Raw genomic sequence first — 12,892 nt, 5'->3', positions numbered from 1 at the left:
GCTGCTGGGTGCTCACAAGAGAATCCTTAAATGCATCGGGGAGGGAATACAGTGATGTTCTAATCTTCGTGGTCAATAGTGTCAGCTGCAGTACTGTTTGTGTCTGCTCCTGACGAGGGTTTGTGCCGCCCAGGCGTGCTGGGCAGTTCACCATGGGAACCGCTGGTGAGTTCTTCACGTTGTGCTTGCGCCATTTGCCGGGCAAGGGCTGGTTTATAAACAGCTTTTTCGCGCTTGTCTTTCTTTTGACCCCGGCCATTGCCAATGACCACAGCGATCCAGGGGAGGGGGAAGGTGACGGCCACGACAAGGGCGGCGGGGATCCACCACTGCCAGACATAAACCATGGCCCCGGCAATCAGGAGGGATGGAACGCGCAGAAACTGCAGTATGGAGTAGATGATCTCGCGGCGATGCCGGTCCTGACCGGGGGCGAGTTTTGCCGTGGTGATGAGGTGCGTTTCGCGCCCGAATCGGCGTCCGCGCCGCTGCCCCGATCGTGGGGTATGGCGGGCGTTATCGCGCGAGTTCGAAGGGGTCATGCCTATCAGCGTAGCTGGAGGACTCGCCAACTTCGATACTGATGCGGCATGATAGTGGGCGTGAGTACGACGACTAAGACTATTGAGCGCCCTGATGTCCGCGAGGATACGTCGACCAACGACGACACCCCGAAGTTCTTCCACTACGTGAAGAAGAACCAGATCCTCGACTCCGCGGTCAACGGCAAGTACGTCGTTGCCCTGTGCGGAGAGACCTTCCCGGTAACCAAGCAAGCCAAACCTGGTTCGCCCGTGTGCCCTGACTGCGAGCGCGTCTATAAGAGCTTGCGCCGCCGTTAAGCTGCGCATCGACGTTCATCCTGCGTCGATGCCAAGCATTAGGGATAGAGAACTTCACAGAAGCGGGATGTTGGGATAACTAGAGGGGGATAGTCGCTGACCGTGTCTACACAGACTCCAGCACAGAGATTTGCCAATAACGGTTCGCTGCGCGTGTGGCAACGCGCTGCTTTGGATAAGTTCCTAGCCACCAAGCCGAAGGATTTCATGGCGGTGGCAACGCCAGGTGCAGGTAAGACCACCTTCGCCCTGCGGGTGGCCACAGAGCTTATGGCGGACCGCACCGTTGAGCGCGTCATCGTGGTGGTGCCCACCGAGCACCTCAAAGTGCAGTGGTCGGAATCCGCCTCCCGCGTTGGCTTAGCGCTCGACCCCAAGTTCACAAACTCCTCGGGAGTCAACCCCGCGATGGACGGTGTCGTGGTGACTTATGCGCAGGTGGGCATGCACCCGTACAAACACCGCGCGGTGGCCTCAGCCCGGCGCACCCTGGTGATCCTCGATGAGATCCACCACGCCGGTGATGCCAAGAGCTGGGGCGATGGCGTGCGGGAAGCCTATGATGATGCGGAGCACCGCCTCGCGCTGACCGGTACCCCCTTTCGCTCCGATGACTCGCAAATTCCCTTCGTGCGCTACGAGGAGGATGGGGAAGGTCACCTCGTATCCCGCTCTGATCACACGTATGGCTATGGCGATGCGCTTGCCGACGGTGTCGTGCGCCCCGTCGTCTTCCTCAGCTACTCCGGCGAATCCCGCTGGCGTGATAGCGCCGGTGAGGAACATGCGGCCCGGCTCGGCGATATTCTCAATCCGGAGCAGACCGCCCGCGCATGGCGCACGGCCCTCGACCCGAAAGGCGAGTGGATCCCCACCGTCCTGCAGGCGGCGCACACACGGCTGATGCAGATGCGCCGCAACATGCCGGATGCCGGCGGTCTCGTGCTCGCTACCGACACGACAACCGCGCGCGCCTACGCCAAGATCCTCAAGCAGATTTCCAATACCCCCGTCTCCGTCATCCTCTCCGATGACCCAGGCTCCTCGGCGCGTATTGCAGAGTTCTCTGAATCCACCGACGAGTGGATGGTGGCCGTGCGCATGGTGTCGGAGGGCGTCGACGTTCCCCGCCTCGCCGTGGGCGTGTATGCCACCTCTGCGTCGACACCGCTCTTCTTCGCGCAGGCCATCGGGCGCTTCGTGCGCTCCCGCATGCCAGGGGAGACAGCCTCCGTCTTTCTTCCTTCCGTGCCGGTGCTCTTGGGGCTTGCCGAGAACATGGAGAAGCAGCGCGACCACGTCCTGGGAGGGGAGAAAAACCCCGACAAGGATGGCTGGGACGATGAGCTGCTCGAGGACGCCAATAAGAAGAAGTCCGAACCGGACATGCTCGAGCCTTCCTATGAATCCTTAGGCGCGGAAGCAGAATTTTCAGGACTGCTTTACAACGGCTCGCAGTTCACCACGGGCAATATCACCGATGAAGAAGAGGATTTCCTCGGCATCCCCGGGCTTCTCGACGCCGACCAGGTCAAGGACCTTTTGCGCAAGAAGCAGTCCGATGAGCTGGACCGCCGCGAGGCAGAAGAGAAGGCGCGCCGGGCTGCAGAGGCGGCAGAGGAGCAACGCCGCAAGCTCTACGGCACTCCGCATGCGCCCAAGCGCGGGGCGGAGGCATCGGCAAGCAGCACCGGTTCCCAGTCAGGTGTGGTGGATGAGATTTCCGCGTTGCGCAAGGAGCTCAACACAGTAGTGTCTATCACCGCTCAACGCACCGGCCGCCCACACGGCGCTATTCACACTGAAGCCCGCAAGGCTTGCGGCGGCCCTCCCACCGCGTTGTGCGACGCCGAGCAGCTCCAAGAGCGCATCGATTATCTGCGCAAGTGGTAGTTGGCGCCGCTGAGTAGGCGTGGATTCGGGGAAGAAGAGAGCTGCGGGCTGAGGGCTAGGTGCGCGATCAACTAGTTGGTTGATGTCAAAGTCAGCCGACCACTCGATGACTGTGCTGGCTGCGCCAAGCAGGATGGATACCAGAAGGCTTTGGCCGTGATAGATAACACCCTCGGTGCAGCAGCCACAACACCGTGGCTAGGAAGGAACAAGTAATGAAGTCCCTGTATAGAGCAGCTATTTTCTACCTCGTTATGGGGTTGGCAGCAGGACTATTCTACCGTGAGTTCACACGCGCAAATGATTTCCCGGAGGGCCAGTTCACCCAGTTGGGCGTGGCCCATACCCACCTCTTGGCGCTGGGATTCATGATGTTTTTGATCTTCCTCGTCGTGGACAAGGTATTCGGCGTCTCGCGGAATAAGAAGCTGTTTAACTCCTTCTTCTGGTTCTACAACATTGGTGTCGTGCTTACCGTTGGAATGCTAATCTGGCACGGCAGCCTGACCGTGTTGGGCGAGGAATCCACCGCCATGATCGCCGGGATTGCCGGTATTGGCCACATCCTCATCACGATTGGCCTCGTTCTCTTCGTTGTCGCACTTGGCCGCGCATTGAAGGAGCCGGCTAACTCTTCCACCCCGGCACCCGTGAGCGCCTAGTCATGTTGTCGCCCACAGCGGGTTCCATCACGGCGGTGCCGACCCGCCGTGACTGGATTAGTCTTGCGGTTTTGTCGGTAGGACTGGGCGTCATTGTCCTTGATGGCACCATCGTCGGGGTAGCGCTGCCGGCTATTATTACTGACCTCAAACTGGACATAACTCAGGCGCAGTGGGTCAACAGCCTCTACGCGGTAGTGCTTGCCGCACTGTTGTTGTCCACCGGAAAGATCGCGGATAGTTGGGGTCGCAAGCGAGCGTTTCTCGCCGGTCTTAGCATTTTCGTAGCAGGCAGCGTGTGGGCGGGTTTCGCGGACTCCGCAGGCACGCTCATTTCCGCGCGTGCAGTACAAGCAGTGGGTGCAGCGTTTATCATGCCCTCAACCTTGTCCACGGTGAACGCCGTTTTCCGAGGCAAGTATCGCGCGGCTGCATTCGGTGTGTGGGGCGCAGTTATCTCTGGCGCCGCCGCCGTCGGACCTTTGGCCGGTGGCGCGCTTACCCAGTGGGTATCGTGGCATTGGATCTTCCTGGTCAATGTTCCCATTGGCATCATCGTGGCTGTTGGAGCTGTGCTCAGCGTGCGGGAAACCCGTAGCCCCGAAAAACGGCCCGGGGTCGACGTCGATGGCGCACAGTTGAGCGCGATTGCCTTCGGAGCCCTTGTTTTCGCGGTGATTGAGGGGCCAAGTCTTGGCTGGTGGACACCACAGTCCGAGCTGACGGTGTTCGGCTGGACATGGCCCACCACCGCGCCGGTATCTGCGGTGCCAGTTGCACTGCTCATCGCCGCGATCAGTTTCAGTTTGTTCATCCGCTGGGAGGAGCACCGTGAGCGAGTACAACGCTCCGCGCTGCTGGACCTGGGCCTCTTTTCCTACTCCACGTTTTCCTGGGGAAACATCACCGCGGGCGCGGTAGCTATCGGTGAGTTTGCGATTATTTTTATCCTCCCGCTGTACCTCATTAATGCGCTGGGCTTGAGTGTGATGTCCGCTGGCCTCGTGCTCGCGGCGATGGCAATCGGCGCCTTTATTTCGGGAGCCGCCGCACGGCATGTTGCTGGCCGCTTTGGTGCTCCTGGAACAGTGCTCATAGGTCTGGGCCTAGAAGTTGTCGGCGCGCTTATCCTCGCGATGCTCCTGAGTCCGGACACTAGCGGCTGGGTCATCGCGCTTCCGCTTGTGTTGTATGGCGTGGGCTTGGGGTTCGCATCTGCGCAGTTGACGGGCACGGTCTTGAGCGAGATACCGGTAGCGAATTCGGGGCAGGCATCTGCTACCCAGAGCACGGTCCGCCAGATCGGCTCTTCCCTCGGCACCGCGGTTTCTGGTTCCGTCTTTTCCGTCGCCCTAGCACTGGCGTTGCCGAAGGCGCTCGAAGACATCGACGTCGTCGGCCCAGCCGCAGATGCCATGGCGGAAGCTACCCGCCAGTCCGCGGGCTCGAGCATCGCAGGACTTCGCGCACAGGGCGCGGCTGGACCCTTTGGGGAACAGACAACAGCGTTGGTGCAGGCGTTGAGCGAAGGCATGAGTGATGCAGCTCGATGGTCGCTTCTGGCCGCAGTGATGTTCTTGGTACTCGGTGTCTTTGGTGCGTTGCAGGTTCAAAAGGCCGCGAAGAGCTAAGAAGGTGAGGCGGGGGCTACAGGAGCGTTACGCTGGTCTCGGCAGACCGTCCGGTAGCGAGGGTAGGCTCGGCAGCATTCCCAGAAGAGTGCTCGAGGGCAATGAAAACCTAAGGAGAAGGATGATGAAGAAGCTCATCAACTCGCCGGACAGCGTAGTAGAGGAATCCGTGGAGGGCTTTGCTTTAGCACACGGTGACATAGTCACTCGATCCACCGATCCTCTCTTTGTGTCCCGCTCGCAGAAGAAAGAAGACGGCAAGGTAGCCATAGTCTCCGGGGGCGGTTCTGGACATGAGCCGCTGCATGCCGGCTTCGTTGGCTACGGCATGTTGGATGCAGCAGTGCCCGGTGCCATGTTTACATCGCCAACGCCGGACGCAATCCAAGCGGCCACGGAGGCAGCTAATGCCGGGGCGGGGGTGCTCTACATCGTCAAGAACTACACCGGCGATGTTCTCAACTTCGACACCGCGGCGGAGCTGGCGGAATTCGATGATATTGAGGTCAGCCAGGTCATCGTGGACGATGATGTTGCGGTGGAGGATTCCACTTTTACAGCTGGTCGCCGCGGTGTTGCCGGCACACTGTTGGTAGAAAAGCTGGCGGGTGCTGCAGCCGAGCGCGGTGATGATCTCGCGGCGGTGGCCGCTGTGGCGAAGAAGGTGGTAGAAAACACCGCGACCATGGGCGCAGCGCTGAGTGCCTGCACGGTGCCACACGTGGGCAAGCCCTCCTTTGACCTCGGGGAAGACGAAGTCGAGCTCGGCGTGGGTATTCATGGGGAGCCGGGCCGCAAGGAAATTCCGTTGGTCTCTGCCGACGACGTAACTGACCATCTGCTTGATCCGGTGTTGGCAGACCTTAAGCTGGGTGATGGGGAGCGTACCATTGTCCTTGTCAACGGCATGGGTGCTACTCCGGCGTCCGAGCTGTACGTGGTCTACCGTCGTGTGGCTCAGCGTCTGAAGGACGCGGGTGTTAGCATCGAGCGTTCCCTCGTGGGTAACTTCGTTACTAGTCTAGATATGGCCGGTTGCTCCGTTACAGTCATGCGCGCGGACGAGGAAGACCTTGCGCTTTTTGATGCCCCGTGCCACACCACCGCACTACGCCAAGGAATGTAATTATGACCGACAATGCAACTTTGTCAACAGCGTGGGCCCAGGCGTGGATGAAAAACTGCGCCGCAGCGGCACACGAACACCGCGAGGAACTCATCGAGCTTGACCGCGCCATCGGGGATAGTGACCATGGCGCAAACGTCGACCGCGGTTTCCGAGCTGTCGCGGAGAAAGTGGATTCGGATATCTCACCGGAGACGTCTCACGTTGCTGATGTGTTGAAGCTGACGGCAAAGACGCTTATGTCCACCGTTGGTGGCGCCTCTGGTCCATTGCTGGGAACCGCTTTCTTACGCGCGGCTAAGGCCGCAGGCTCTGGAGAGATCGATGCGCCTACGACGGCCGCTCTCATTGAGGCCGCGCTTGAGGGAATAGCCACCCGTGGTAAGGCCTCTGAAGGGGAGAAGACGATGGTCGATGCCTGGGCGCCGGCCGCACGGGCCGCTCGCGCTGCGGCGGATGCCGCACAGAGCCCCGATCAAGTGCTGCGCGCGGCTGCCGACGCCGCAGCAACAGGCGCGGAAGCGACTATCCCGATGGTGGCCACGAAAGGCCGCGCTTCCTACCTAGGGGAGCGTTCTGCTGGACACAAGGATCCGGGCGCTACATCCTCGGCACTTTTCATCGCTGCGGCTGCGGGCGCCGCCGAAACCCTCAAGGAGGAAGCATAGGATATGGCACAACCCCGCGTTGGACTCGTTCTCGTATCACACTCGGCAAAGCTCGCTGAAGGTCTGACTGAGCTTGCTGCTCAGATGGCTCCTGACGTGACCATCCTTCCTGCCGGTGGTCTGGAGGAGGGCGGCATCGGAACGTCCTTTGACCTCGTCGAAGGGGCTATCAGCCACGCACGTGGCCAAGGCCTTAGCGTGGTTGTCCTCACCGATTTGGGCTCGGCCACGATGACCGTTGAGTCCGTTCTCGAGTTCCTTGACGAAGACACGGTGACGTTTGTCGATGCCCCCTTGGTCGAATCCACTATTGCAGCAGCCACCGCCGCTCAGCAGGGCGATGGACTCGCCGCCGTGATCAAAGCCGCGGAACGCGCCATCGAAGTCTTCGTTCCGAAGCAGCCCTCAGCCACTGCGTCTGCAGCCGAGGATGACCTAGCAACAAACGCTGATGGGTACTCGCTGACAGTGACTGTGGCCGATGAGGCGGGTCTGCATGCACGTCCGGCGTCAAGGATTGCAGAGCTGGCGGCGGAAGCGGCAGGGGATGTCACCCTCTCCTGTGACGGAGAGTCGGCAGAGGCAGACTCTGCAATGATGCTGATGTCTCTCGGGGTATCCCAGGGCGCTTCGGTGACCATCAGCGGAGATGTTTCCGATAAAGACGTTATCGATCGGATCGCCACAGCCATTGAGCTGGGGATCGAAGGCTAGAAAGCCCTTGGGTTTGCCGGCTGTATAGGGCAAAGAAAAAGCGGCGAGGAGGGATAAACCTCCTCGCCGCTTTATTTCTTCAGTTTGCTTAGTCCAGGTAGTCGCGCAGCACCTGGGAACGCGATGGGTGGCGCAGCTTAGACATGGTCTTCGACTCGATCTGGCGAATACGCTCGCGGGTAACGCCGTAGACTTGGCCAATTTCGTCTAAAGTGCGCGGCATGCCATCGGTCAGGCCGAAGCGCAGGCGAACTACGCCGGCCTCGCGCTCAGAAAGGGTAGTGAGCACATCTTGGAGCTGGTCCTGCAGCAAAGTGAAGGACACAGCGTCGACGGCAATGACGGCCTCGGAATCCTCGATGAAATCACCGAGCTGGGAGTCACCCTCATCACCGATGGTCTGGTCCAAGGAAATAGGCTCGCGGGCATACTGCTGGATCTCCAGCACCTTTTCCTCGGTGATGTCCATTTCCTTGGCCAGCTCCAGAGGGGTAGGCTCGCGGCCCAAGTCCTGCAACAGCTCACGCTGGATACGGCCCAGCTTGTTGATGACCTCCACCATGTGCACCGGAATGCGAATGGTACGGGCCTGGTCCGCCATGGCGCGGGTGATGGCCTGGCGAATCCACCACGTGGCATAAGTGGAGAACTTATAACCCTTGGTGTAGTCAAATTTCTCAACGGCACGGATCAGGCCCAAGTTGCCTTCCTGGATGAGGTCCAAGAATGCCATGCCGCGGCCTGTGTAGCGCTTAGCCAAGGACACGACGAGGCGGAGGTTCGCTTCGAGGAGGTGGTTCTTTGCCTTGCGTCCATCACGGGCGATGGCGCGCATATCGCGCTTCTCCATGGGGGAGAGCTTGGCGGCCTTGTCGCCCTCGGCGCGGGCCTTTTCCATCTCATCCATGCGGTATTGAGCGTATAAGCCGGCCTCGATGCGCTTGGCGAGGGATACCTCCTGCTCTGCGTTGAGCAGGGCGACCTTGCCGATTTGCTTCAGGTAGGCACGGACAGAGTCTGCCGAGGCAGTTAGCTCTGCATCCTTGCGAGCCTGGCGCAGGGCTGCGGACTCATCCTCATCCCAGACAGATGAGCCGTCATCTTCTTCTTCAGAGTCCTCGCCCTCGAGGTCGTCATCGTCGTCACCGAACTCGTCGTCCTCGTCCAACTCTGCGTTGTCCGGATCGAAGTCGATATCGGCATCGTCGTTGGTTTCGGCATCCAACTCGTCGTTCTGATCCTCTGCGAGCTCTTCGGCAGATTCAGAGCTTTCAGGCGAGGTTGCCTTCTTGGCTGCCGACTTGCGCACAGTCTTCTTGGCGGTTTTCTTCGTCGCCTTCTGCGCAGACTTGCGAGTTGTCTTCTTAGCAGCCTTCTTGGCGGTCTTTTTAGCCGTTTTCTTCGCAGTCTTTTTCGCGGTTTTCTTAGCCGTCTTCTTGGCTGTCTTTTTTGCCGTCTTCTTGGCGGTCTTCTGTGCAGGTGCAGATGCCTCGGAGGCGCTCTCGCCCTCGCCGAGTACCTGGTCTGAAGAATCAGTGGCTGCCACGTACGCCCTTTCGACTTGCTCTTTGAGTGGAAACTATGGGGACGCGCAAGTTTATCGCGACTAGTCCCCGATGCTAGCCCGCCTCCGTAATGAGCAGGGGAGGCGCGCCGCTGGATATTCGATAATCGACAGCCCAGTATAGATCATTTTTGTCACTAGGCGGTGACTGGGGTCGACTGGGGAAGATAGGGTCTGCTCGGTTTATGGGCGAATGCCTTCCTTCGCTGCCATTGCGGCCCCGACGATGCCCGCGCGATTGCGGAGCTGAGCTGCAACGACTGGGGTTTCGATGCTCAGGTGCTCGCCCCACTTGTCAAACTTTCGAGAGATTCCACCGCCGATGACAAAAGCTGAGGGGTTAAAAAGCGCCTCGTATTCATGGAGTACTCGGTTGACGCGCTTTGCCCAATGCTTAGTCTTGAGCCCCTCACGATCCTTGACTGCGGACGAGGCTTGGTGCTCTGCCTCCTTTTCCCCGACGATGAGGTGGCCGATCTCCGTATTAGGGAAGAGCTGGCCATCTAGTAGGAAGGCAGAGCCGATGCCGGTGCCTAGCGTAAGGAAGATAACGGGGCCGGAGCGCGCGACGTCATCGCCGTAGGCCACCTCGGCGAGGCCGGCTGCGTCGGCGTCGTTAAGTACAGTACAAGGAGCAGCGAGGTACTTGCCCAGCAAGTCCTGTGCATCGACCCCGATCCATGACTTATCAATATTCGCTGCGCTGCGAATAATCTGTTCTTTGACCACCGCGGGCATGGTGATTCCGACAGGACCGTCCCAGTTCTTCTCAGCGACGATCTGCGCGATTACCGTGGCCACGGCGTCGGGGGTGGCAGGCTGTGGCGTGGCGATCTTGAGGCGGTCGCCGACGAACCCTCCTGTCGCGAGGTCTACTACGGCACCTTTGATACCGGAGCCTCCAACATCGATGCCGAAGGCATGGCCATGGTGCTGGGGGCTCGGATTCGTGTCCTGCTGCTGTGATTCTTGCACGGTCATACCGACAGTCTATGTTTAGCCGCCCGATGATGTGGTGATACTTCAGTATTTAAGCCGAAGGTGTGGGGGAGAATACTTCGATTTTCGCTGTCCGATGCATCGTGCCCCAATGCATATTGGGTGGGGTGTGAGGAGCTTTACCCAGAAAAATTTTCCACGATACGAAAGGTGCAAACGCACAGCTTAGAACCATGAAAGCAGGAGCGGAGGGGGTATTAGGGTGAGTCGCATGGTGCCCCCATGGCGGGGCGAGTGTGACACGCGGGCCTGTGTGGTTTAGGATGCCGTCGATAAATACACGTACCTATCTATCTGACTCACAGAGGCAAGCATTATGGCCACCGATTATGACGCACCGCGTCGCCGCGCTGAAGATGAGCTCGAGGCTGATTCCCTCGAGGGCCTGAAGGCGGCTGAAAATGACAACAACGGCATGGATGACGATGGCGAAATCGTCGAGGCTTTTGAGCCGCCGTCAGTAGACCTGACGGGCGAGGAGCTCAACGTCACTGTCGTGCCGCGCAAGGAAAACGAGTTCACCTGTTCCGTGTGCTACTTGGTGCAGTCCAATAAGCGCCTGGACCACGAAGAAGACGGGCAGCCCGTCTGCATGGACTGCGCTTAGCTCATTGGTCGGCCAATTGGTTGAACCAATGAGCTAACGAGCTTCCTGATTCTGCACGCGGCGTTTAAGCCTTGGCAGCAGCGGCCTGTTCGGGCACGAAGGCCGCAAGTAGCTCGTCGGGGTTCTTTGAGCCAATGAGCCAATAAGGTGTTGGGTCCTCTGGGTCATCGAGGACAAGCATCACATGTTCTGGTACCCAGCCATGTGTCACAAGGAATGCAGCGGGATCGAGCTGTGGGCCCAACGCATTGCGACGCGCGGTGGCCGGCACCGCGGTGCTTCGGGCGACAACATCATGTGGCAGCTGCGCATCCTTCACGGTGAGCCACCGCGTGCCGTCGGTATCCTGTTCCACCTGCACCACCGTGTTGGACCATGCTAAGAGGACCCACGCGGCGATGGCGCTGAGCAGAATAGCGGGGATGATGACCCACATGATTCCGCGGTTGAGGCTGACCGTGGCTGTAGAGATCACCACAACGGCGGCCGCCATCAACCACCAGTGCCACGGCACCCACTGGCGCTCGCGGTAAAGGATGACGGGGGATTCGGCAGCCGCCGAGGGGGAAGCAGACGAAGAACTCGAAGACATGGCCTCAGAGTCTAGTCGTCTGGGGAGGGGAGAACCCAACGCGCCGAGTAGACATAGCCTCCAGGCCCCAGCCCGTGGGTGCGGCACGGTGGGAGCAAGGTAGGCTGGGCCGCGTGAATGAGCAACATCCCCTCGTAGAACCGGTAAGTCCTTTTGGTCAGATTCAGGTAAAGCGCCTTGATAAGGAGCTTCCGCTGCCGCAGCGCGCCCACCGTGGCGATGCCGGCGCGGATCTCTATGCTGCGCACGATGTCACTCTGCGTCCCGGCCAGCGGGCTTTGGTTGGCACGGGTATAGCCCTTGCCCTGCCGATGGGCACGGTCGGCTTGGTTCACCCTCGGTCCGGCCTGGCAGCCAAGCATGGGATTTCCGTGGTCAACACGCCAGGCACCATCGATGCGGAGTACCGCGGTGAGATTAAAGTCTGCCTTATTAACCACGACCCAGTAGAGACCTTTGAGGTTGAGCGGGGAATGCGTATTGCCCAACTCCTTGTGCAACGCGTGGAGTTGGTCGGTTTCCGTGAGGTTGAGGAACTCGATGAGACCGCTCGCGGTGAAGGCGGTTACGGCTCCACTGGCGTCAACTGACTCGAATAGACCAGTAACACACACGAATTAAGGAAGGCATAAACCATGGCGATGTGGCCCTTTGGCAAAAAGAAGAAGGACGAGAATAAGACCGAGGACGCGGGGAAGAACCCGGATCTCCGTCAGGACGAGGCTGCTCCGGAGGCAGCAGAGACCGTAGCCGATACCGCTGCCTCGGCTCCTGCCGAATCCAGCGCTGGCCTAGTCCGCGAAGCCAACGATGATTCTCATGGTGTTACCGGGATTAAGGCCGTGGCACATGATGCCATCAACGGGGAAATGGGGCCCTACGACGGCGATAACGTTGATATTGCCGAGTTCAACTTTGAGGACTTCTCGGTTGGTTTGCTGGACCTGGGTTCCATGCGCATCCCGCTGCCGAAGGGCTCGCAGGTCCAGGTGGAGATGGGCCAAGACGGCCCGCGCATGCTCCACATCCTTACGCCGCACGGCCGCATGACCCCCGTAGCCTTTGCCGCGCCGCGCACGCCAGGGCAATGGGCGGAATCTGCGGAGGATATCGTCCAAGGCTTGGAAGCCGATGGTTTTGCCGCGCACCCAGAGGACGGGCCTTGGGGATCTGAAATTGTTGGATCCAGCGACAAAGGCGGGATCCGCATTATCGGCGTGGAGGGGCCGCGGTGGATGTACCGATTGACCCTGGCCGCCCCGGCGGGCAAGGAAGAAGAGCTCGCAAAGCTGGGGCGTGAAGTCGTCGCCCGTACCTTCATCTACCGTGGTGAGGAGCCTATCCTGGCCGGAAGTTCGCTTCCTGTTATGCTGCCGCAGCAACTGGCTGAGCAAGTTCAGCAGGCCCTGAAGGAGCGCCAGCAGCAGGCTGCCGATGCCGACAACACTGCAACACCGGAGGCCGCATCAGCTACCGAGGGCGTCGAGAACGCCGCGGAGGCCCAAGCCCGCGAACAGCTGCGGGAGCTCGAAGACAACGAGAAGAACTAAAACTTTAAACGTTGTTTTCTCTCCCCGGCACTAGCGAAAAGGAT

Annotated in this window: 14 protein-coding genes; 10 read left to right on the top strand and 4 right to left on the bottom strand. The window is 59.9% G+C overall.

Going from position 1 to position 12,892, the window contains the following annotated elements; translation table 11 throughout:
- Positions 1-59: 59 nt before the first annotated feature.
- Positions 60-542, bottom strand: coding sequence for a DUF3099 domain-containing protein (locus tag QP363_RS02605; protein WP_141740731.1), 483 nt, complete (start codon positions 540-542; stop codon positions 60-62).
- A gap of 48 nt (positions 543-590) precedes the next feature.
- On the opposite strand from QP363_RS02605, the gene QP363_RS02600 reads away from it, so the two are divergent.
- The 7 genes from QP363_RS02600 to dhaM all read left to right on the top strand — a co-directional run bounded on the left by QP363_RS02600 (position 591) and on the right by dhaM (position 7,536).
- The gene (locus tag QP363_RS02600; RefSeq protein WP_012715089.1) at positions 591-842 is read left to right on the top strand and encodes a DUF3039 domain-containing protein; all 252 of its coding nucleotides are present in this window, start codon (positions 591-593) and stop codon (positions 840-842) included.
- A gap of 102 nt (positions 843-944) precedes the next feature.
- Complete coding sequence (locus QP363_RS02595) at positions 945-2,735, top strand: DEAD/DEAH box helicase (RefSeq protein WP_070446762.1); 1,791 nt, start codon at positions 945-947, stop codon at positions 2,733-2,735.
- A 215-nt stretch (positions 2,736-2,950) separates the two neighbouring features.
- Positions 2,951-3,397, top strand: a complete 447-nt coding sequence (locus QP363_RS02590; protein ID WP_070644931.1) for a DUF2871 domain-containing protein — start codon at positions 2,951-2,953, stop codon at positions 3,395-3,397.
- Between the two features lie 2 nt (positions 3,398-3,399).
- On the top strand, positions 3,400-5,028 hold the full coding sequence (locus tag QP363_RS02585) for a DHA2 family efflux MFS transporter permease subunit (protein WP_284762268.1): 1,629 nt from the start codon (positions 3,400-3,402) through the stop codon (positions 5,026-5,028).
- A gap of 124 nt (positions 5,029-5,152) precedes the next feature.
- Complete coding sequence (dhaK, locus tag QP363_RS02580; RefSeq protein ID WP_284762340.1) at positions 5,153-6,154, top strand: dihydroxyacetone kinase subunit DhaK; 1,002 nt, start codon at positions 5,153-5,155, stop codon at positions 6,152-6,154.
- A 2-nt stretch (positions 6,155-6,156) separates the two neighbouring features.
- On the top strand, positions 6,157-6,822 hold the full coding sequence (dhaL, locus tag QP363_RS02575; protein WP_070446766.1) for a dihydroxyacetone kinase subunit DhaL: 666 nt from the start codon (positions 6,157-6,159) through the stop codon (positions 6,820-6,822).
- Between the two features lie 3 nt (positions 6,823-6,825).
- Complete coding sequence (dhaM, locus tag QP363_RS02570; protein WP_070446767.1) at positions 6,826-7,536, top strand: dihydroxyacetone kinase phosphoryl donor subunit DhaM; 711 nt, start codon at positions 6,826-6,828, stop codon at positions 7,534-7,536.
- A gap of 88 nt (positions 7,537-7,624) precedes the next feature.
- Here the strand turns inward: dhaM and QP363_RS02565 are convergent, their stop codons facing one another.
- Together QP363_RS02565 and ppgK are read right to left on the bottom strand one after the other, a co-directional pair.
- Positions 7,625-9,082: an RNA polymerase sigma factor gene (locus tag QP363_RS02565; protein ID WP_070711305.1), complete on the bottom strand. Its 1,458-nt coding sequence runs from the start codon at positions 9,080-9,082 to the stop codon at positions 7,625-7,627.
- 201 nt (positions 9,083-9,283) lie between these two features.
- Positions 9,284-10,081, bottom strand: a complete 798-nt coding sequence (ppgK, locus tag QP363_RS02560) for a polyphosphate--glucose phosphotransferase (RefSeq protein WP_070446769.1) — start codon at positions 10,079-10,081, stop codon at positions 9,284-9,286.
- Positions 10,082-10,415: 334 nt separating this feature from the next.
- Here ppgK and QP363_RS02555 point away from each other — a divergent pair, with 334 nt between their 5' ends.
- The gene (locus tag QP363_RS02555) at positions 10,416-10,706 is read left to right on the top strand and encodes a DUF4193 domain-containing protein (RefSeq protein ID WP_070446770.1); all 291 of its coding nucleotides are present in this window, start codon (positions 10,416-10,418) and stop codon (positions 10,704-10,706) included.
- Positions 10,707-10,770: 64 nt separating this feature from the next.
- Here QP363_RS02555 and QP363_RS02550 read toward each other — a convergent pair whose 3' ends face one another.
- The gene (locus QP363_RS02550) at positions 10,771-11,298 is read right to left on the bottom strand and encodes a DUF3093 domain-containing protein (protein ID WP_070446771.1); all 528 of its coding nucleotides are present in this window, start codon (positions 11,296-11,298) and stop codon (positions 10,771-10,773) included.
- Positions 11,299-11,411: 113 nt separating this feature from the next.
- Here QP363_RS02550 and dut point away from each other — a divergent pair, with 113 nt between their 5' ends.
- Complete coding sequence (gene dut / locus QP363_RS02545; protein ID WP_070446772.1) at positions 11,412-11,888, top strand: dUTP diphosphatase; 477 nt, start codon at positions 11,412-11,414, stop codon at positions 11,886-11,888.
- Between the two features lie 45 nt (positions 11,889-11,933).
- Positions 11,934-12,848, top strand: coding sequence for a DUF3710 domain-containing protein (locus QP363_RS02540; RefSeq protein WP_284762262.1), 915 nt, complete (start codon positions 11,934-11,936; stop codon positions 12,846-12,848).
- Positions 12,849-12,892 lie beyond the last annotated feature (44 nt).

This window comes from Corynebacterium sp. UMB6689 (assembly GCF_030215295.1).
Classification (GTDB): Bacteria; Actinomycetota; Actinomycetes; order Mycobacteriales; family Mycobacteriaceae; genus Corynebacterium; species Corynebacterium aurimucosum.
The sequence above is the reverse complement of the archived record's forward strand: the minus strand, read 5'-3'. Positions and strand labels throughout refer to the sequence as shown.

What these genes read in the sequence shown, in the direction of transcription:
- QP363_RS02605 (WP_141740731.1), bottom strand. Translation starts at nt 542, where the DNA reads ATGACCCCTTCGAACTCGCGCGATAACGCCCGCCATACCCCACGATCG.
- QP363_RS02600 (WP_012715089.1), top strand. Translation starts at nt 591, where the DNA reads ATGATAGTGGGCGTGAGTACGACGACTAAGACTATTGAGCGCCCTGAT.
- QP363_RS02590 (WP_070644931.1), top strand. Translation starts at nt 2,951, where the DNA reads ATGAAGTCCCTGTATAGAGCAGCTATTTTCTACCTCGTTATGGGGTTG.
- QP363_RS02585 (WP_284762268.1), top strand. Translation starts at nt 3,400, where the DNA reads ATGTTGTCGCCCACAGCGGGTTCCATCACGGCGGTGCCGACCCGCCGT.
- dhaK (WP_284762340.1), top strand. Translation starts at nt 5,153, where the DNA reads ATGAAGAAGCTCATCAACTCGCCGGACAGCGTAGTAGAGGAATCCGTG.
- dhaL (WP_070446766.1), top strand. Translation starts at nt 6,157, where the DNA reads ATGACCGACAATGCAACTTTGTCAACAGCGTGGGCCCAGGCGTGGATG.
- dhaM (WP_070446767.1), top strand. Translation starts at nt 6,826, where the DNA reads ATGGCACAACCCCGCGTTGGACTCGTTCTCGTATCACACTCGGCAAAG.
- ppgK (WP_070446769.1), bottom strand. Translation starts at nt 10,081, where the DNA reads ATGACCGTGCAAGAATCACAGCAGCAGGACACGAATCCGAGCCCCCAG.
- QP363_RS02555 (WP_070446770.1), top strand. Translation starts at nt 10,416, where the DNA reads ATGGCCACCGATTATGACGCACCGCGTCGCCGCGCTGAAGATGAGCTC.
- QP363_RS02550 (WP_070446771.1), bottom strand. Translation starts at nt 11,298, where the DNA reads ATGTCTTCGAGTTCTTCGTCTGCTTCCCCCTCGGCGGCTGCCGAATCC.
- QP363_RS02540 (WP_284762262.1), top strand. Translation starts at nt 11,934, where the DNA reads ATGGCGATGTGGCCCTTTGGCAAAAAGAAGAAGGACGAGAATAAGACC.